Raw genomic sequence first — 20,484 nt, forward strand, 5'->3', positions numbered from 1 at the left:
TAAAAATCCCCTCCATTTTTACAATTATATGAATATAAAACACTCAAAATTATAAAATTGCACTACTACTTAGAGAAAATTTATGATAATATAATATCAATATGTAATATTTAAAATATTTTATATTTTAAAATAATCAAAAGAGGTGTTTATATGAACTATAATTCAAACCAAATTAAAGAATACTTGCAAAACATATTAACTATTCCAAGCCCAACAGGTTATACTGTTAGAATAATGGATTATATAAGAGAGGAATTAAACAAATTAAATATTTCTTATGTTACTACTAATAAAGGAGCAGTAGTTGCTACAATAAAAGGTAAAAATGATGATTATCAAAAAACACTTTCTGCTCATGTGGATACCTTAGGAGCTATGGTAACAGGAATAAAAGGTAACGGTAGACTGTCTCTAACTCAACTTGGTGGATTTATGATGACTTCAGTTGAGGGTGAAAATATTACTATTGAAACTGCGGAAGGTAAAACTTTTGAAGGAACCATTCAAACAATTAAACCATCCGTTCACATTAGTGGTGGAGATGCTAGAGAATTAAAAAGAGTTGCAGAAAACTACGAAGTTGTTTTAGATGAAAAAGTTTTCTCAAAAGAAGATGTAATCAATTTAGGAATAAATGTTGGAGATTTCATATGTTTTGATACAAGAACAAAATTCACTGAAAGTGGATATATCAAATCTAGACATCTAGATGACAAGGCTAGTGTTGGAATTCTTCTTTATTCTTTAAGATATATTGTTGAAAATAAAATTGAACTTCCTAATACAATTAATGTGTTTATTAGTAATTATGAGGAAGTTGGTCATGGTGCTTGTGCATGTATTCCAGAAAAAACCAAAGAATTTATCGCTGTAGACATGGGATGTCCAGGACTTGATCAAAACTCTACTGAATATGCTTGTTGTATTGCAGCTAAAGACTCTTCAGGCCCTTATGATTTAGACCTAAGAGTTAAGTTAACTAACCTTTGCAAAAAACATAATATTGAATATAGAATCGATGTTTATCCATTCTATGGTTCTGACGCTTCAGCAGCCTTAAGAGCTGGTTATGATATCAAAACAGCTTTAATAGGTGCTGGAATATTTGCTTCACATGGTTATGAAAGAACTCATATGGACTCAGTACTTGCTACTGTTGATTTAATAGTTAAGTATGTAATTGAATAATAAATTTAAAAGCGTAGTGCATAGCACTACGCTTTTGTATATTTATTATAAATCTTCCTAGCAATCTTTTATTGACTTGACCTTCTAATTTTTCTCTTCCAGCTGGGGGATAATATTTCATCTATAATATCATTCATTACTGCTACTCCACAAACCTTATCTTCCTCATCTACAACAGGCAAGGAATAAAGGTCGTACTTAACAGCTAACCCAATAGCCTTCTCAATCTCATCAGTATCCTTCACTTTAAATACTTTTGTATTCATAATAGATTTCAACTTGTTGTTAGGCTCAGATAATATTAAATCTCTCAAAGAAACGAAGCCTTGTAATCTCTCATCCTTATCAATAATATAAATATAATGAGAAACCTCATCTTCTGGCTTTAATTCTCTTAAAATATTCATAGTCTCAGCCACTGTTATGTCTATATTGAAGGAAATAAAATCTGGATTCATGATACTACCTACAACTTCATCTTCATACTTCATTAAATCTCTAATTTCATTTTCATCTTCATCATTTATATTAATCAGTACTTTATTTGCTATTTCCTCATCTAATTCATCTAATATATCAGCAATCTCATCATTTGGTACAAGATCTAAAATTTCTTTAGCCTTGCTTTCGCTTAACAATGTTAATATTTCTTGCTGAATTTCCTTGTCTAACTCTTCTAAGGTATCCGCCGCCAAATCATTATCAAGTCCTTCTATTACCTTAACTCGATCTTCCGGTGAAAGACCAGCAATAATTTCTGCAATGTCTGCAGGGTGAAGTTGACTTAACTTGTTATAAGGAGTTGTAAGCTGCAGGCTATGTTCTGTCATTTCAAGAGATTGCACACTTTCCCAAGTAACAACATTTTCCTTTGGATCCTTACCAAATAGGCTATACATCCTTTTAACACCGCTCTCAAAGCCCAACTTTCTTGCTGTAGCTAATACTCCTGATTCTACTTCAACAACTTTAATATCCCCATTGCATTTAACTAGCTTTAAATCTGTCACCTTAACAACTTTTTTACCGTTGATATCAACAATTTGTTTATTTAACAGATTCTTAGATAGAAGATAAGAATATTTTCTAGGAATTATATCTTTTACTTGTCTAACTTTAATTAAACAATTTCCATTATGCTTATAAACATCAATATCTCGAAACTCAAAATTATATATATCTCTTCCTTTTCTTATCTGATAACCAATAGCTCTTGGATATCCACCTTCTGTAGTCACATATACATCCTGAAGTTTCCCAATACAATCTTCAAACTCATCATAGACGTATTTGTTTAAAAGGTTGCTTAAGTGAAATTCCCTTAGTTTCTCCATTGTTATTCCTCCCTATCATGTGAAGGAACAACTAAAAAACTAAGACTTAATAGTTTTAAAATATAATAGTGTTCCTCCACCTATATTTAATTTTAAAAACCTTTTCGACTCTCTCATTGGAGGGCCACCATCCATTAAAACTCACCACCCAAAATTTAAATTGTTTTTATATGTTCAGATTCCTTTTCTGGACATATAAACTTCATTATATTTATATAATCATTATAGTAGAAAAAACTGATTTTGTAACTATTTTATTTAAAAAATGTTCAAATTTATTCACTAGACCATATTATATTGAATTTTCAAAGAACTATTCTGATTATCTAGTAAATCCTTTAAATTTCAACCAAAATATAAAATTTTTAAATACTCTACTATACTCACATTTATATTCATAGATTTCATATTAAGCCTTCAGAAAAACTGATTTTCACATGAATTATTTAAATGTAAAGGGTTATATTATGTAAATATATAAATCATTATTTATATTACAGTTTAAGGATAATCTATTTTAAGGCTATTATATAATACTAATTTTTCTACAAATCACACTAAGAAACTAAAACTACCAACCTAAGCTCCTGTGGAAGTTATTGTTGACTTTAAGTCCCCATATGTTAAGATATTTATATTGCCCAAAAGAATAAAGTTTAATTTAAAAACCCTTTATTTTTTATAGTTTTGCCATAGGATTTTTAAATACTTACACCAAAATAATAATATTTAGTCTCCTACAGGAGGTGTTTACATGAATATAAATAAAAACTTTTTACCAGTGAGTAAAGAGGATATGAAAGAAAGACAAATAAGTCAACTTGATTTTATTGTAATAACTGGAGATGCCTATATTGATCACCCCTCTTTTGGCACCTCAATCATCGGAAGATTGCTAGAGGACCAAGGTTTTACTGTAGGTATAATAGCTCAGCCTAAATGGGATAATACAGATGATTTCAAAAAACTTGGTAAACCTAAGTATGGTTTTTTGATAAGTTCTGGAAATATTGATTCTATGGTTAACCATTATACTGCTGCTAAGAAAAAAAGAAGAGATGACCTATATTCTCCTGGAGGAAAATCAGGTTTTAGACCCAATAGAGCAGTAACTGTTTATTCAAACAGAGCAAGAGAAGCTTATAAAGATGTGCCTATAATCCTAGGTGGTATTGAGGCAAGTTTGAGAAGATTTGCTCATTACGATTATTGGGATGATAAAATTAGAAAGAGTATACTTTTAGACTCCAAAGCGGATTTATTGATATATGGTATGGGTGAAAAACCTATAATTGAAGTTGCAAACCTTCTAAGTTATGGTATGGACGTTTCGAAGATAACGTCAATTAGGGGTACTTCCTATGTAACTAAAGACATATCCTCCTTAAAGGATTATGCAATGCTGCCAAGTTTTGATGAGATTACTACTGACAAAGCAGCCTATGCTGAAAGTTATAAAATAGCATCAGAGGAACAGGATGCTATTCGTGGAAAAACTTTAATTGAGCCCTATGATAATAGATATGTTGTCCAAAACCCACCTCAGTTTCCACTTACTACTGAGGAAATGGATAGAGTTTATAAATTACCTTTCACAAGAACTTATCATCCTTCCTATGAAGCTATGGGGGGGATTCCAGCCTTAAATGAAGTTAAATTTTCAATTACTAGTCATAGAGGTTGCTTTGGTAGCTGTTCCTTCTGTGCCCTTACTTACCATCAAGGTAGAGTAATACAAAATAGAAGTCAGAATTCCATCATTGAAGAAGCTAAACTTCTTACTGATGACAATGACTTTAAAGGATACATTCATGATATAGGGGGGCCAACAGCAAATTTTAGGCATAAAGCTTGTAAAAAACAAGAAAAGCATGGTGTTTGCAAAGACAGACAATGTATGTTCCCTACGCCTTGCAAAAATTTAATAGTAGATCATACTGAATATTTATCCTTGCTAAGAAAGGTTCGTACCCTTCCAAAGGTAAAAAAAGTCTTTGTACGTTCAGGTATAAGATATGATTATTTAATCCATGATAAAAACACTAAGTTTTTTGAAGAGCTTTGTGAACATCATATAAGTGGTCAACTTAAGGTAGCACCTGAACATATTAGTAATAAAGTTTTGGGGCAGATGGGAAAGCCTTCAAAAGAAGTTTATGAAAAGTTTAAGAGAAAGTATTCTGAGATAAATAAGAAATTGGATAAAAACCAATTTGTTGTGCCCTACCTTATGTCCAGCCATCCCGGTAGTGATATGAGGGCTGCTGTGGAACTAGCGGAGTATATTAACACAATGGGTTATATGCCAGAACAGGTGCAAGACTTTTATCCAACACCTGGAAGCCTTTCTACTACAATTTATTATACTGGAATAAATCCATTAACCAAAGAAAAGATCTATGTTCCAACAAATCAGCGGGAAAAGAACATGCAAAGAGCTTTGATGCAATTTAAAAATCCTGAAAATCATAGTTTAGTTAGAGACGCCCTAGTAAAAGCTCGTAGAGAGGATTTAATTGGTTATGATAAACGCTGTTTAATCACTCCAACTCCTCCTAAAGCCACTAGTAGTTTCAAGACTAAAGATAAGAAAAGTCATAAAACAGTTTCTACTAAAGAAGTATCTAAAATCTCTAGAACTTCATCAACAAAAAATAGTAAACATGTAAAAAAACAAAGTAGCAGATAAGTTCTGCTACTTTTTATTATTCTCTCAATCGATAAAACTTCTAATAGTATTAATTGTTTTCTATCTGCTTAATAAAACTATTAAGCAGATAATCCTAATTTCAATATCTACTTATCTCCAAATCACTACTAGAATTCATTAAGTCTTCCTTATAATTTTTTGTACTGAGTAAAACATCGGGAATTATCTTTTTATTCAAAATAGAATTTCCTGAGTCATCAACAAACTTGCAATTACTTACTAGTATAGGTAGTTTACTTCTGGGTAAGATAAATAAGAATCCTTCCTCATTAGTTAAAGTACTACAAGTTATAGTATTTGTTCCCATTATGGTTCCTAAGTTCTCTTCCTTAACTAAACTTAATAACATCATTGTGTCCACAGACACTTCTTTTTCATCAGTTAAAATTATAACCTTTCCTTTATATTTTTCAGTATTTTCACCTTTAAGATTATAAGTTTCATAAACATTAAATTTCTCAGATGAAAACTTATTTTTAATTGGTTCAGTGTATTTTTCATATATAGCTTTATAGTTGTAAAACTCATAATTTCTCGTAAAAGCTAAGTGATTTTCATTATATTTATTTTTTGCAAAAACCTTATATAAATTAGCGTCCCTAGGAGTTTTAATAATAAAATTCAATAGCCTTTCATAGCCCTTTAGAGATCTATTTCCCCTTAGATCTAAAACTAAATGTTCATAACTATTTAACATGTCCGCATTTCTTTCAAGTTCATTTCTCCATTGTTTTTCGTAACTTTCCATTGCACTAAAATTTAATACTGCTGTATTTCCTTCTTTTAAAATACTAAAAAACGAAGAGTTATTGTTTTTTAGTAAGTTGCTATCATTGCTACCTATTGATGTATCTCTTTCATTATCCTGTATTTTATTCTTGTAAATCTTCTTCCAATAATTTAGCTTCTCATATAAATCCTGATAATCCTTTGTAGTTATTGGTACATAGTCTATATCTTTATAATAACTTTCTCCCATAACATTAGTTAAAGGAGTTATTTTTCCAAAGCCTGCGTATAAAGAATCAAGTACTTCTTTTATATTGAGTATGAATTCTTCATCGTTCTTGGTATTGCTGATTCTATATATAAATTCGTTTTTTCTCTTTAAAAAGTCATTATGTTGACTCCTTTCATCTTCTTCAAAGTAGGGGTAAATGTTAGTTATAACTTCTAATAGGTACTTGCTATCTTGAAACTTCTCTTCGTAGGTAAGTTGTCCAACCGGGGAGTACTTACTATCCTTAAAAGTCAATAATAGTAATAAAGCTAGTATTATTATACATGTTATACTAATCATTTTCTTTAGGTTTTTACTGCTTGTCATTCTCCGTACCCACCTTTAAACTTTTATTGATACAGAAATATATTCTCTTTAGCGAAGTTATATACATCATAGAAAAAATCTTTTACTGACCTAAAATCCTAATAACTTACACTAAATTTCAATATAAAAGTAAAATGTTTATGAATATATTTTATTGTAGTAAAATGCTTGAGATTGTTAAAACTTATTTATTAGAATTTAATTCGTAATAGAGTTTAATTCAAAACAAAAAGGGTTCTCATAGCTTATAATTAGTTCTTATAAACTATGAAGAAACCCCCTCGATAAATTAGGCCTTATACTATTTGAATTCACATCTTTCTTTCAAAACTAGCTTTGTAATAACAATACTAATAAATATTTTTTCCTTATTTTTTCTTTTTATTTCTTTTTGCTTCTTTACTGATCTTAACCCATTGTTTTTTATTTTCGCTAGCCAAAGCTTTATTCATTTTTCTTTCCATATACTCTGCTTCTTTTTTAAGTTTAAAGTAGTTTTCTAATCTTTCCCCAGTAATAATCCCTTCTTCAATTGCCCTTTTAACTGCACATCCTGGCTCAGATTTATGATTACAATCATAAAACTTACAATCCTTTGCAATATTACTTATATCTTTAAAGGAATCCTCTACCCCTTCTATATTATTCAGAAGTTGAAGCTCTCTCATACCTGGCGTATCAATGATAACTCCTCCTGAAGGTATTAGGATTAGTTCTCGGTAAGTCGTGGTGTGCCTCCCCTTACTATCACTTTCCCTAACCTCTTTGGTATCCTGTCTATTATAACCTAAAAGAGCATTTACTAAGGTAGATTTACCTACTCCAGAAGAACCAATAAATGCTACAGTTTCTCCTGTTTTTATATAATCTATAACATTACTAATCCCATCGCCAGTTAGAGAACTTATATTAAATACTTCTATGCCTAGAGAAATATTTTTCACTTCTGTAACTCTCATTTCTAAATCCTCACATAAATCAGACTTAGTTAACACAATTACTGGAGTAGCACCACTATCCCACACAATGGTTGTATATCTTTCTAATCTTCTAAGGTTAAAATCTCCATTTAGCGCCATACATATAAATACCTTATCAATATTAGCTGCAATAATCTGCTCGTCACTTTTCACGCCAGCAGCTTTTCTAGATAATTTGCTACCCCTTGAAATAATTCCATGGATGATAGCTTCTCCAGCTCTATAGTCTTCTCTGTCTAAGACCACCCAATCTCCTACTGCTGGATAATTACTTCTTTGATGTCCTTCAAAGTTCAGTTTTCCTGAGATTCTGCTATTAATCTCTCCTTTTTCTGTAATCACCTTATATAATCCCTTTTGTTCAACTACTACTCTACCCAAATAGTAATTATTATAATTACTTTCAAGTTCCTCAATTACTTTGTCCTTTAATCCATAATTATATAGTTTTTTAAAGTTATTAATCAATGTTTATTTCCTCCCTTAATTTTGGGCATAAAAATACCCTGGCTTAGTCTTTAACTACTCCAAGGTTTTGAATAAACATGTTAACAACGTAGTAAACTACCATCTAACTTTTAAACTATGTTAAATAAGTCACCCTGTTCTTGGAGTAGTAATTATTAAAATTAGTCATAACAAAAATAATATCTAATTTTTTCATATTACATCACTCCTCTCAATTTCTCTAATATATTTATATGTTACCATCTATTGAAATAATTTACAATAGTTATTTCCTAAATTTTCTTAATCCATAGTCCAAAGTCATCATCCAGCATATTTCTCCCAGAATAATGACACCTACAAACTCAGCATGAAGCACAGAAATAATAATGGATATTACCGTTATAAAGGCTGCTGCCATAACCATAATAACCCCGGGTTTATTTGAATATTTAAAGCCGTAAATTCTAAATCCTAAAACAAATACAAAGGTATTTATACATAGGAGTACTAAGTAGCTATTAAATCCGTTTTTCAATGTTATCGAATATCCATAGATACTTGAAATATTTGTAACTAGTGGAGCTTTTATTATTAGGAAAAAATATGTTACTATAAATATTCCACATAGCACATAAAAAAAACTTAGTTTTATCTTATCATTTCTAGAGTAAATATATATGCAAATAAATATTATAATGGGCATATAAAACAACTCTAAGAAAATTAATGGTTTTAGCAAATAAACATATTGCATTTTATTATATAAAAATAGTAAAAGCAGGGTTAGAAATCTAAAGGCTACTAAAACCATTGCAATTATGGTTATTGCTTTTATTTTTCTTGGCGCATAACCAAAGGAGGTAGTTATCCCTTCATAAATTAACATAAACATAATTAATATAGCTATCAAATATATATAAGTAAACAAAAACTCACTCTCCATTAAATTAATCTTACTTATATATATTTAAAACCTATTAATTTTATGAAATAAATTAACTTTCTTTATAACCTAATATTTTAATAGCCCTTCTTTCACAACTTATAGTTAATGGAAAACCAGGACCTCTTTCTCCGTCTATATCAGTGGCAATATCTTCTTCACACTCTACTGTTAATTTATCAGTTTTAAAATACAACACTCCGTCCATATCTGCAACCATGCCTTTTTTAGCCATAATTAAAATGTTATTTAAAGCACTTTTCACCACATCTTCTTTAATAATTACTACATCTAAAAGTCCATCATCTGCTTCAGAAAGATCTGTAAATTTTATATTTCCTGCTGTTTGACCATTAAATACTAGGAGAGTGTACATTTTCCCTTCAAAACATACTGTTGGTGATTCTACCTTCATATATATTTTTCTCAAATTTGTTACTTCTTCTAATCCTTTTAAATAGTAAGCGAGTTTCCCCATAGTATTTTTAAGATGAGGATCCGTTTTTTGAGATATATCTGTAAAAATTCCTGTGCTTGCAACATTTACGAAGTATTTATCATTTATTTTACCTAAATCAAATCTCTTAGGCTTACTTTCTAGTATTTGCTTACATGCTGCCCCTACATCACTTGGAACACCTAGATATTTAGCAAAATCATTAGCAGTTCCCACAGGTAAAAAAGCCACTGGAATATCCACATTACTTTCCTTCATTTTATTAATCACAGAGTCAATGGTGCCATCACCACCGGCAATAAGAACATATTTATAGCTACTATCCATATCTTTAAAGGCATCTTTAATGTCTACACTATTATCTATTCTAAAAGGTTCAATAATATGGTTATATTGCTGATGTATTTTTATTACTTTATCTAAATTATTAACAATTAAATTCTCACCAGAATATGGATTGTATATGAATTTTACTCTCTTCATTATTAATTCCGTTAGTCAGCACCCTATTAGGTCTTATACTCAAAATAAAAACTCTATAGGGTTATTGAAATCACCTAACGGTTGTCACCTCCTAGTATTATAATTTATCTCTTGAATTGGCTTTAGATAAGATAAAACACCTGTTTAAATAGGTTAACTATAGGGTATTTTAAAATTAAATAAGTATCCAAAGTAAATATACCATATATATCCTATAAATGCATTGAAAAACCAATATATAAAAGTATTATTTTGCAAATTTTATAAAATAATACCCCTTAAAAATTAAATTTAAGGGGTATTTTAATACTATTCTGGACAACATGGAGTTGATATTTCTTTAAGTGCTTCACCAGCTTTTCTGTCTGAGCGTTCTTCTACTGCTAAATCTCCTAATGCCACCATTCCTACTAAACTACTATTATCGACGATGGGAATTCTTCTTATTTGTCTTTCACTCATAATTCTTGATACATCCTCAACATTAGTATTAGATGTACATGTTACGGGATTTGATGTCATTATATCCCCCGCAGTTAAACTAGTGTTACCATCAGCAATAGCTCTTATTACTATATCTCTGTCAGTAATAATTCCGACCACTTTATTATCTCTACATACTGGTACAGAGCCTATATTATGTTCCCTTAATATTTTTGCCACATCCTGAACATTTGATTGTACATCTACTTTAATAACATCTTTAGTCATTATATCATTTATTCTCATATTATCACCTCAATATTATTCTTTGAAATTTTTCTCCTATTTATTCAAATAAAAATAGTAGTAATTATTTTATATTATCTATATCTATAATTTATTTTTTATGTTAAAATTACTACTATATAAAATGTAATTATATTTTTATTCTAATATTAAAGCTTTTGTAGTATAGTAGAATAATATATATTTTTGTGGGGTGATTAAATGAACAAATCCTCAATACCAAATATTATGACCTTTGGTAATTTAGTATGTGGTATACTATCAATTCAATATACCATGCTAGGTAATTTTAAGGTTGCTGGAGTGCTTGTACTATTAGCAGGTGTTTTGGATAGATATGATGGTACTGTAGCTAGGTTTTTGAAGGTTTCTAGTGAGCTTGGTAAGGAATTAGACTCTTTAGCAGATTTAGTATCTTTTGGTGTAGCTCCTTCCATATTGGCTTTTTCTTTATACAAATTTCATAATTTAGGTATTATAGGTTTTATTTTATTAGTTTTATTTCCAGTTTCAGGAGCCTTTAGATTAGCACGATATAATTGCTCAGACTTTAATAATGTTTTCACTGGTGTTCCTATTACTATAGCTGGAAGTTTAATGGCAATTATTGTACTTCTTACTGAAACCAAACACGTTCCTCAAATATTTCCAATTGTGGTAGTTTTATTATTATCATATCTTATGGTTAGCAAATATCAAATAAAAAAAAGGTGAGAAAATTCTCACCTTTTAATTTTGCAGCTTTAAATCCTCATTAATTTCAGTTTCAATATATGCCATATGCATTTTTGAATTTATTATTTCGGATTTTAATTTACAATAACAATTGCAGTTATCTGTGCTTATTTCTAAAGCATCAATAACTCCATCAATTATATCTCCAAGCTCATTTGCCCTTTTTAAAGCATCCTTTATATCTCTTTTACTGGCTAAAGCAATACCATTTAGTTCATTTGCTCCACCAATTAACAATCTATATGAATTAACAAGTTTATTTAGTAAATCAGCTAAATTATTAACATCCTTATAATAAGTTTCTATGACTCTCCTATGTGCCATACGTCCCCACCCCATACATTATTTCACAATAAATATATTAACAAGGACTAGTATTTATTCCAAGTTTTAATTTATATAGGTTCCTGCCATCACAGTGTAAAAGCTACACCACATAGTAATAAGCAATAGTTATTACTACATAAGTAGTTACAAGTATGCCACCCTCAAGCCAATAGGTTTTTCCATCTTGAAACACAAAGTAAGACATAGCCATAGATAAAACCAACATTATTATTTCAAAGGTTGAAAATAACAGAGTCATTTCCAACCCCATAAATATAGATGAAATAACAAGGATTGGAATAACGAACATAGTAATTTGAATGCTTGACCCTATAGCCGTCTCTAAACTTGCATCTATTTTATTATTTAAAGCACAAATTATACTAGAAGCATTTTCTCCAAAGGCTCCAAGCAGCGGTATTAGAATTATCCCTATGAACTCTTGAGAGATGTGATATTGATTAACTACATAATTCACATTTTCTATAAGCTTTTCACTAGTAAAGTATAAAAGAAGCGTAATGCAAACTAAAGTAATAAATATTTTTGTAGTTTCTCTTTTATTACTTTTACTTATATCAAGTTTTTCCTCCGATAAGACGAAGAAATTGCTATGAGTATAAAGAGAAAAAACTAATCCCAGAATATAAATTGAAATTAAAAGAATTGCTACAGTTCCACTTATATTAATCATTTGATGTTTATTTATAAAACTATATCTATTTAAGGCAGCAATTACTATAATTGCAGAAATTGCAAGTAGCAACATATTAAAATTAGTTCTTGCGATCATTTTATTAAATTTTTGCTCTTTAAATTTAATACCTCCACAAAATATTGCCAGACCTAAACCTAGGAGCATATTTGTTATCACTGCCCCTAAAAGGCCAGCTTTTGCCATACCTACCATTCCATACTTAATGGACCAAATACCCATCATAAGTTCTGGAACATTACCCACTGTAGCAGAAAGTAATCCACCTTTTTTTTCTCCGATATAATCAGATATTTTAGAGGTTTCTTTTCCTAATATGATAGCTAACGGCACCATAGCAAGTGAATACAAAATACTATTTACAAGAGGAAACTTTGTATCTATAAAAAGTATTCCTATTGAAATAGTTAGATAGATTGCTAGAATTAGTTTTTTATAATTTTTACCACTTGCATTTCTATTAATCTTCATAGGTATTGTTCTCATTATTTCCTCCACATAATTTATCCTATAATAACCTATTCAAATTACATGGAAAAGTGACAATGGATTATTTTAAAATCTTATCCTTAAGTCTTAATCCCGCTGGAGTAGTTGCTAGACCGCCCATAGCTGTCTCTCTAAGTTCACTTGGAAGGGCTCTTCCTATCTTATACATAGATATTATAGTATCATCAAAAGGAATTTTACTCTTAACCCCTGCCATAGCTACATCTGCCATAGTTAATGCACTGACAGCACCAGCAACATTTCGTTTTGCACATGGAATTTCCACAAGCCCAGCTATTGGGTCGCATACTAAGCCCTCTATATTTTTAATTACCATAGCTGCTGCATCAAAAGCCATAGAAGGTGTTCCACCCATCATTTCTACTACAGCTGCTGCTGCCATTGCTGCAGCACTTCCACACTCAGCTTGACATCCACCCTCAGCTCCAGCTAAGGTGGCATTTTTCGCAATTAAAATTCCTACTCCTGAAGCAGAAAAAAGTGCCATAATCATTTCATCTTCACTTTTATTAAGCTTTTCACCTGCTGTTATTATAGCAGCAGGTATAATACCGCAGCTACCAGCAGTTGGGGCTGCTACGATTTTACCCATAGCTGCATTTACCTCAGAGCAAGATAGTGCTCTTGCCATGGCTTTAACAATAAAGTCTCCACATAGGGTATTATTACTTTCATAGTATTTTTTTAGTTTTACTGCATCTCCCCCAATTAAACCACTAATTGAAAAAACCTCTTTTTCCATAGCTTCTCGTGAGGCATTTATCATTACTTGAAGATTTTTTCTCATCTTTTCTAAAAGTTCTTCACGTGAAGCTCCCGTATTTTCTATTTCTTCTCTAATTGTATACTCCCCAATAGATATATTGGTATTTTCACAAATATGTATAAGCTCAGTTGCTTTACTTACAAACATTGACTATTCTCCTTTCATTGGTGGTACAATTTCTTCTATATTTTTTATATTTCCTAAAGCTTTAATTTTTTCTATAATATCATCATTTACCTCACCATCAGTTTCCACTACCATAGATGCTTCTGATCCTCTAGCTTTTCTATAAACGTTCATAAAAGCAATATTTATATTTTCATTAAATAGTAGTGTACTTACTTTGTGAATCATGCCAGGTACATCTAGATGAGTGATAATTAAAGTAGGGTATTCTCCTGTAAATTCAACTCTTTGACCGTCTACATCAAAAATAAGTATATTTCCCCCACCTACTGATGAACCCGTTATTTCTGTTTCTATTCCATTGTGAGAAGTTATAATAAATTTCACAGTATTTGGATGAACCTCACCTAAATCAAATTCTTCAAAAGTATATTTTATACCCTTATCTATTGCTATCTCCATAGAATTTCTTAGATTTTCATCCCAAGGATCCATTCCTAGTATTCCTGCTACTAGAGCTCTATCACTTCCATGTCCCTTATAAGTCTTTGCAAAAGATCCATGTAGCAAAAATCTAACTTCTTTAATATCATTTTCTGCTATAGTAGCTGCTATCTTTGCAAGCCTAGCTGCTCCAGCAGTATGAGAGCTTGAAGGACCAATCATGATGGGGCCTAAAATATCAAACGCACTATAAGTTTTCATAAAATCCTCCTCGATTTAGCATATTTACTTAAAATTCTGTATCATCTTAATTCACTTGCTTATTTTATCCCATATTTACCTATGCTAATCATACCATTTTTTCTTTATAAACCCTAGAATGAAGTTAGCCTTTTTAATTGATTTATAACGTTATTAAAGGTTTACATTTTATTAAATCTACCTTAGATGTAAAATTTCATTTTTCTGTCTATTTTTGAATTTTATTGTTGATTTATGCATTATAAAAGTGCTAGAATATTTTCCCAGCACTTTTGTGGTTGGTTTAGATTAATTTGAATTAATTTCAATGGAATTCGATGTTTAAATTACATACTAATTGTATGTTTATCCCTTAATTAAGTTTTTATTGTGATTAAGAAAATAGGACTTCATTTTAGTATCTTATAACTAATATTGGTAAAAACAGCTTCCACCAATGAATTCTCTTACAAGTGAGTTAGTTGGCACAAACTCCTTATCTACTTCTTTAAAAAAGTGTAAAAATTGAATCAACCTTCTAGCTTCGTCATACACAGGGCTATCCCACTGAATTTTATACAGTTCTGCAAGGGCATATTTTTTTAGCACTGCAAGCTCATATATTAACGCTGAATTAAACATGGCATCTGCATCTTCTTGAAAAACAAAAATATTTTTATCTTCTCCACGCCTTATAGATGGCCACATTTTTAAAGTATCCTCTACTCCGTATCCTCTTGATAAATAATCTCTAACTATTCTTCTTATCATTCTTACATCTGTGGTAGCAATTCTATTATGATCATCTAAATTAATTTGTGTAAGAGGGCTAATATAAATTTTAAATTTTTGATCATGAGAAATTGTAGAGGTTAAAATTTCGTTTAATCCATGAATACCTTCTACAATTAGAACACCATTCTCTGGCAACTTCATTTTATGACCATTCCATTCTCTTTGCCCAGTTCTAAAGTTATAGGTTGGCAATTCTGTTTCCCCACCTGAAAGAAGAATTTGCAAATGTTCATTAAATAAAGGTAAGTCTAGAGCATAAATTGATTCAAAGTCATATTCACCAAATTCATCCTTTGGAGTTAAATCCCTATTTACAAAATAGTCGTCTAGAGAAATAGGAATTGGGATAAGTCCATTGACTCTTAATTGAATTCCCAGTCTCTTCGAAAAAGTAGTTTTTCCTGAAGAAGAAGGTCCTGCGATTAAAACTAACTTTACAGTTTCTTTGGAGTGAATTTTATCTGCAATATAAGCAATTTTTTTCTCATGAAGAGCTTCTGCTACTCTAATTAAAGTAACAATATCCCCATCCTTTATTATTTCATTTAGGGAGCCTACATCTCCAACTCCTAAAATATTTCCCCACTGTTCTGCCTCATAGAATATTTTTGCCAGCTTTTTATGCTCTTCAAACCTTGGAATTTCAGTAGGCTTTTCAATAGTTGGAAATCTTAAAATAAATCCTGGTTCATAATATATTAAATCAAAATGCTTTAATACTCCTGTTGAGTATGCCATTGGTCCATAAAAATAATCTATACATCCATCTAATTCGTAAATTTTTGCACTTTCTCCACTAACAAATTGTAAAAGCTTCGCCTTGTCTGTCATACCCTTTTGATTAAACAATTCTATCGCTTCTTTTCTATCATAGGTAGACTTAGTTATTCTAATATCATGATCTATAATATCTTTCATTTTTTCTTTTATGGCATAAATATCATCTATCCCAAGCTTTGGTTCTTTATGGATTTCTCCAAATAACCCTTTGCTTAAGGAGTGTTCTATTGTAATTTTAGAATTTGGGAAAAGTTCACTAACAGCCTTGATAAGTACAAACTGTAGAGTTCTCATATAGCACATCATACCTAGTTTAGCTGATATATCAACAAATTCTAAGGTAGCATCTTCTTCAATGCCCTTTGAAAGTTCACTAAGTTTCCCATTAACTCTTACTAGTACTACAGGTACTTTGTGTTCTAAATTAAATTTTTTCATTATTTCATAAGGATTTAGTCCTTTATTTACTTCAAAAGATTTATTTCCGATAGTTATGTTTATTTTGCCCATACTTTCACCTCGATAAATTGATTACTATCATTATATTTGTTTTTAGGAAAAATGTATCTATTATTTATTAATAATTTTATTTATTTTGGAAAAAAATATACACATTAACATAAGAGGTGATATAATGTTTAACTTGATAATTAGAACTACAATATTATACATATATCTTGTTGGTATAATGCGTCTTATGGGAAAAAGACAATTAGGTCAACTACAACCTGTGGATTTAGTAATAGCACTAATGATATCTGAGCTAGCTACCCTTCCAATGGAAGATAATAGAATTCCATTAATATACGCAATTGTACCAATAACTACTTTAGTTGTACTTCAAATCGCAACTTCAGTAATAGAACTTAAAAGCGAGACTTTAAGAACCTTGCTAAATGGTGAACCAAGCATCTTGGTCAAAGATGGAAAAGTAGATATGAAGGAACTTAAACATCTTAGGTATAATTTAGACGATTTACTAGAAGAATTAAGACTTAAAGGCTACTTTAATTTAAGTGAAATTCATTATGCTATGATGGAAACTAATGGTGATATATCTATAATCCCTAAAAACTCTGCTTCACCTCCTAATAGAGAGGATTTGAACTTAAAAGTAGAGGATGAACCTCTACCTATTCCAGTGATTTTAGATGGAAAAATTAATACTAGAAACCTAAAAATAATGAATAAAGATAATACGTGGTTGGAAAAGAAACTAAAAGAAAATAATATAAAAAATCCGAAGGATATTTTTATAGCAATTTTATATTCCAATTCTGAAAAAATATTCTTTCAGTATAAGGACAGCGAAACAACAAATGACGGTGAAAATAATAAATCAATGAATTCATCTAAAGGAGATAATTAAATGAGAAATATAGTAGTAACCATAATTATTTTCCTAGTTATGTGCTTTTGTCTTTTTTTTGCAAGCCAATATATAATATTAACTAGTGATAAGCTTTTAGATGTAGCAAATAAAATGGAAAGTAATATAGTAGATGAAAATTGGGATAACGCTTATATTCTGTCTTTTGAACTTCTTGATATTTATGAAGGCCATGTAAAACACATGACAATATTTATAAATCATGCAAATGTAGATGTAATCTATAGTGAAGTGATTAAGCTTACACAATATTGTAAAGAAGAGGATAAAACTGAATCTTTAGCTACCCTTCACCTGATAAAAACTCTTCTTCTAGAAGTGAAGCAGCTAGAAAAGGTAAGCATTAGTAATATTTTCTTTATTAAATATTTTCCTATAACCAATTTATTTTCTACCAATTGATAGTTTTTTATATTTAATTTTGAGGTCGATTTAAATTTAAGTATGATTTTGTTATAAAAATAACTTTAAACCTTTTATAAATTATTTCTGTATTAGTAGAATTTGTAATAAACATGCTTTATAATAAAGGTATAGTAGTGGTAAACATTACATAAATAAATGAAGGGTGGAGTAATTATGGCATTAGTAACTACTAAGGAAATGTTCCAAAAGGCCTTTGAGGGCAAATACGCTATTGGAGCTTTTAACATTAATAACATGGAGATAATTCAAGGAATTGTTGATGGAGCAAAAGCTCAAAATTCTGCAGTAATTCTTCAATGTTCTTCAGGAGCTATTAAATATATGAGACCTGAGTATTTAAGACATATGGTACTTGCTGCTGTAGAGGAAACTGGAGTTGATGTAGCATTACATTTAGACCACGGTGATTCTTTTGAACTTTGTAAAAAATGCATAGATATAGGCTTTACTTCTGTAATGTTCGATGGTTCTCATTATGACTATGAAGAAAATGTAAGATTAACTAAGGAAGTTGTAGACTATGCTCACTCTAAAGGTGTGGTAGTTGAAGCAGAGCTTGGAAAACTTGCAGGAGTTGAAGATGATGTAAATGTAGCTGCTCATGAAGCTACCTACACTGATCCAGAGCAAGCCGTTGATTTTGTTAAGAGAACAGGTGTTGACTCTCTAGCTATAGCTATAGGTACTAGCCACGGTGCATATAAATTTAAAGGAGAAGCAAAACTAGACTTTGATAGATTAGAGACTATCACAAGAAAGTTAGAAGAAGCTGGTTTTAATAACTATCCAATAGTTTTACACGGTGCTTCCGCTGTAGATCCTGTTTATGTTGACATGTGTAATAACAATGGTGGAGAAATAAAAGGTGCCAAAGGTGTACCAACTGAAATGCTAAGAAAAGCTGCTTCAATGGCAGTATGCAAAATAAACATGGATACTGACTTAAGACTTGCTGTAACTGGTACAGTAAGAAAAGTATTTGCTGAGAAACCATCTGAATTTGACCCAAGAAAATATCTTGGAGAAGCAAGAAAAAATCTTCAAGTTCTAGTTGAAGATAAGATTAAAGATGTTTTAGGCTCAGTAGACTCAATGAAATAAATATAAAGAGAAAACCTTAGTAAATTTTGTTACTAAGGTTTTCTCTTTATTAAATATTACCTTAATTTCTAACCTTTAGCCCCATCCCTAAGGAAAACTTTTATAGGTTTTAAAAATTCTTAAATAAGATATCACTAAAACCCCTTAACTATAGTTTTATATGGGTAAAAACTTGCCGTCATAATTTCTTCTTTAACGGCAGGATCATTGTTCATAATGTTTAAAGCCTCTTCCTCTGTAAAAGCTTTTATTATAACTATTCTGAATGTGTTTTCCTTTGCTCCTTGAGTTTCACCTGCTAAAACTAAATAATCTGCCCCCTGTAGTTCCTTTAAGTATCGAACATGCTTATTTACTATTCTTCTATCTTCCTCTCGCCAATTCACTTCTTTTAATAATCGTGGAACAGGCTTAAGTTCATAAATAAATTCTTTTTTACTATTTCTAAGCATATTTACACCTACTTTTCTACATAATTGGAAATGTGTTTTAATATCATATTAATGGTTCCATCACCATTCCTTTGAATTTCAAATCTGTTTATGTCATGATATGCTTCTTCAGATATATATACATCTATATCCTTATCTATCTTTAACCTTATTCTTTTTAGTTTTTTATCTACCCACTCTTTATCGATGGGAACACTTTCTCTCACCCCTGCATCTGCAGTAAAAGAAATGAAACTTTCTTTAATCTCTGGCTCCTTAAATACTTCTTCTGAAAACTTTTGAACATCTATAACTTCTTCTTCTCTTAATTTCTTTTTGAGTTCTCTTCTTACTAGTTCTTGTTTATCTGCATTTTCACTAAAAGCATTTTGAGTCCACTTTTCAGCTATTTTAACAAAATTTTTAGTTTGATCCCTTTCATTATCCACTACACTACAACCTAAATAATTATCAATAAAGTAGTTTGAGCCATACTCTTCATTATTTTTATTCTTACTTTGTTTATCAATTACCATCAAGTCATATTCATTATCTGCACTTATGGTTTTTATAAAAGCACACTTTTGTATTCTGGAACTACTAGCTGGTAGTCCAGTAAATTGTGGAATAATATTTATTCCAATTCTATCATCTACATACTCTATGCTATGTAAATAGTTCTTTATATAATCCATCTTAAAAATACCCAAAAACATTCCGTACTCCGTAGAAAAAGCCACAGTTATTAAATCACAAGATGGTATATTACCTTTTGATCTCATTAAAATAAACATTTGACGAGCTAGTTCCTTAGAAACATCAAGTATATTATTCTCTCCATTTAAATACTCCTGTGATAAGTCCTTTACGATATTTCTTTCTTTATTAAAAAAAGCGTATTTAAGCTCTTCATCTTTTAAGCATCTTTGTATATGTTTTAGCAAAAAATTATAGGTTTCTTCATTTAAATCTAATGCAAATTCATTTAGAATTGGCTCATCGGCATTGTTATCCAAGATATGAATAACTGCTTCTCTAATATTAACCTCTTTAATATATTCCAAATGTATCCCTCCTTTTGAATTTTAAGAACA

19 protein-coding genes and 1 pseudogene are annotated in these 20,484 nt (G+C 30.3%); 7 read left to right on the forward strand and 13 right to left on the reverse strand.

Translation table 11 applies throughout. The annotated features are described in order from the left end of the window. The first annotated feature begins 153 nt into the window (after positions 1-153). Entirely contained in the window at positions 154-1,191 is a 1,038-nt protein-coding gene (locus J2Z44_RS10265; RefSeq protein ID WP_021281507.1) for a M42 family metallopeptidase, read from the forward strand. A 68-nt stretch (positions 1,192-1,259) separates the two neighbouring features. On the opposite strand, the gene J2Z44_RS10270 is transcribed toward J2Z44_RS10265, so the two are convergent. Continuing rightward, on the reverse strand, positions 1,260-2,525 hold the full coding sequence (locus J2Z44_RS10270) for a magnesium transporter (protein WP_209649547.1): 1,266 nt from the start codon (positions 2,523-2,525) through the stop codon (positions 1,260-1,262). A 754-nt stretch (positions 2,526-3,279) separates the two neighbouring features. On the opposite strand from J2Z44_RS10270, the gene J2Z44_RS10275 reads away from it, so the two are divergent. Next, on the forward strand, positions 3,280-5,214 hold the full coding sequence (locus J2Z44_RS10275; protein WP_209649548.1) for a YgiQ family radical SAM protein: 1,935 nt from the start codon (positions 3,280-3,282) through the stop codon (positions 5,212-5,214). Between the two features lie 100 nt (positions 5,215-5,314). Here the strand turns inward: J2Z44_RS10275 and J2Z44_RS10280 are convergent, their stop codons facing one another. The 5 genes from J2Z44_RS10280 to J2Z44_RS10300 form a co-directional block, all read right to left on the reverse strand. Next, positions 5,315-6,562, reverse strand: a complete 1,248-nt coding sequence (locus J2Z44_RS10280) for a S41 family peptidase (protein WP_021281512.1) — start codon at positions 6,560-6,562, stop codon at positions 5,315-5,317. A gap of 368 nt (positions 6,563-6,930) precedes the next feature. After that, positions 6,931-8,010 (reverse strand): ribosome small subunit-dependent GTPase A, encoded by a 1,080-nt coding sequence (gene rsgA / locus J2Z44_RS10285; protein WP_021281513.1) that lies wholly within the window; start codon positions 8,008-8,010, stop codon positions 6,931-6,933. Between the two features lie 265 nt (positions 8,011-8,275). After that, on the reverse strand, positions 8,276-8,920 hold the full coding sequence (locus tag J2Z44_RS10290) for a hypothetical protein (protein ID WP_021281514.1): 645 nt from the start codon (positions 8,918-8,920) through the stop codon (positions 8,276-8,278). Between the two features lie 67 nt (positions 8,921-8,987). Then, on the reverse strand, positions 8,988-9,875 hold the full coding sequence (locus J2Z44_RS10295) for a YegS/Rv2252/BmrU family lipid kinase (RefSeq protein WP_021281515.1): 888 nt from the start codon (positions 9,873-9,875) through the stop codon (positions 8,988-8,990). Positions 9,876-10,184: 309 nt separating this feature from the next. Continuing rightward, positions 10,185-10,604: a CBS domain-containing protein gene (locus J2Z44_RS10300; protein ID WP_021281516.1), complete on the reverse strand. Its 420-nt coding sequence runs from the start codon at positions 10,602-10,604 to the stop codon at positions 10,185-10,187. Positions 10,605-10,805: 201 nt separating this feature from the next. Here J2Z44_RS10300 and pssA point away from each other — a divergent pair, with 201 nt between their 5' ends. Continuing rightward, a complete protein-coding gene (gene pssA / locus J2Z44_RS10305) occupies positions 10,806-11,318 on the forward strand; it encodes a CDP-diacylglycerol--serine O-phosphatidyltransferase (RefSeq protein WP_021281517.1) in 513 nt (170 codons plus the stop codon). A 15-nt stretch (positions 11,319-11,333) separates the two neighbouring features. Here the strand turns inward: pssA and J2Z44_RS10310 are convergent, their stop codons facing one another. The 5 genes from J2Z44_RS10310 to J2Z44_RS10330 form a co-directional block, all read right to left on the reverse strand. Continuing rightward, on the reverse strand, positions 11,334-11,663 hold the full coding sequence (locus tag J2Z44_RS10310; RefSeq protein WP_021281518.1) for a hypothetical protein: 330 nt from the start codon (positions 11,661-11,663) through the stop codon (positions 11,334-11,336). A gap of 103 nt (positions 11,664-11,766) precedes the next feature. Next, positions 11,767-12,867, reverse strand: a complete 1,101-nt coding sequence (gene cax, locus J2Z44_RS10315) for a calcium/proton exchanger (protein ID WP_021281519.1) — start codon at positions 12,865-12,867, stop codon at positions 11,767-11,769. 64 nt (positions 12,868-12,931) lie between these two features. Beyond that, positions 12,932-13,804 carry an L-serine ammonia-lyase, iron-sulfur-dependent, subunit alpha gene (sdaAA, locus tag J2Z44_RS10320; protein WP_021281520.1) on the reverse strand — a complete coding sequence of 291 codons (873 nt, stop codon included), beginning with the start codon at positions 13,802-13,804 and terminating at the stop codon, positions 12,932-12,934. Positions 13,805-13,807: 3 nt separating this feature from the next. Then, complete coding sequence (sdaAB, locus tag J2Z44_RS10325; RefSeq protein ID WP_021281521.1) at positions 13,808-14,488, reverse strand: L-serine ammonia-lyase, iron-sulfur-dependent subunit beta; 681 nt, start codon at positions 14,486-14,488, stop codon at positions 13,808-13,810. Between the two features lie 408 nt (positions 14,489-14,896). Continuing rightward, the gene (locus J2Z44_RS10330; protein ID WP_021281522.1) at positions 14,897-16,552 is read right to left on the reverse strand and encodes a nucleoside kinase; all 1,656 of its coding nucleotides are present in this window, start codon (positions 16,550-16,552) and stop codon (positions 14,897-14,899) included. Between the two features lie 124 nt (positions 16,553-16,676). Between J2Z44_RS10330 and J2Z44_RS10335 the strand changes: the two genes are divergently transcribed. The 4 genes from J2Z44_RS10335 (at position 16,677) to J2Z44_RS22065 (ending at position 19,183) form a co-directional block, all read left to right on the forward strand. Then, positions 16,677-17,411, forward strand: coding sequence for a DUF421 domain-containing protein (locus J2Z44_RS10335; RefSeq protein ID WP_021281523.1), 735 nt, complete (start codon positions 16,677-16,679; stop codon positions 17,409-17,411). After that, complete coding sequence (locus J2Z44_RS10340; protein WP_021281524.1) at positions 17,412-17,834, forward strand: DUF4363 family protein; 423 nt, start codon at positions 17,412-17,414, stop codon at positions 17,832-17,834. A gap of 177 nt (positions 17,835-18,011) precedes the next feature. Further along, the gene (gene fba / locus J2Z44_RS10345; RefSeq protein ID WP_209649549.1) at positions 18,012-18,959 is read left to right on the forward strand and encodes a class II fructose-1,6-bisphosphate aldolase; all 948 of its coding nucleotides are present in this window, start codon (positions 18,012-18,014) and stop codon (positions 18,957-18,959) included. 158 nt (positions 18,960-19,117) lie between these two features. Further along, positions 19,118-19,183 (forward strand): hypothetical protein, encoded by a 66-nt coding sequence (locus tag J2Z44_RS22065; RefSeq protein WP_378109325.1) that lies wholly within the window; start codon positions 19,118-19,120, stop codon positions 19,181-19,183. On the opposite strand, the pseudogene J2Z44_RS10350 reads toward J2Z44_RS22065, so the two are convergent. After that, positions 19,154-19,411, reverse strand: a pseudogene (locus tag J2Z44_RS10350) (YciI family protein); the annotation flags it as partial. The gene J2Z44_RS22065 and the pseudogene J2Z44_RS10350 sit on opposite strands and share 30 nt — an antisense overlap. An 8-nt stretch (positions 19,412-19,419) precedes the next feature. Beyond that, the gene (locus J2Z44_RS10355) at positions 19,420-20,454 is read right to left on the reverse strand and encodes a nucleoid-associated protein (protein WP_021282854.1); all 1,035 of its coding nucleotides are present in this window, start codon (positions 20,452-20,454) and stop codon (positions 19,420-19,422) included. Between the last annotated feature and the right edge of the window lie 30 nt (positions 20,455-20,484).

It is taken from the genome of Clostridium punense, assembly GCF_017874425.1.
Taxonomy (GTDB): Bacteria; Bacillota; Clostridia; order Clostridiales; family Clostridiaceae; genus Clostridium_J; species Clostridium_J punense.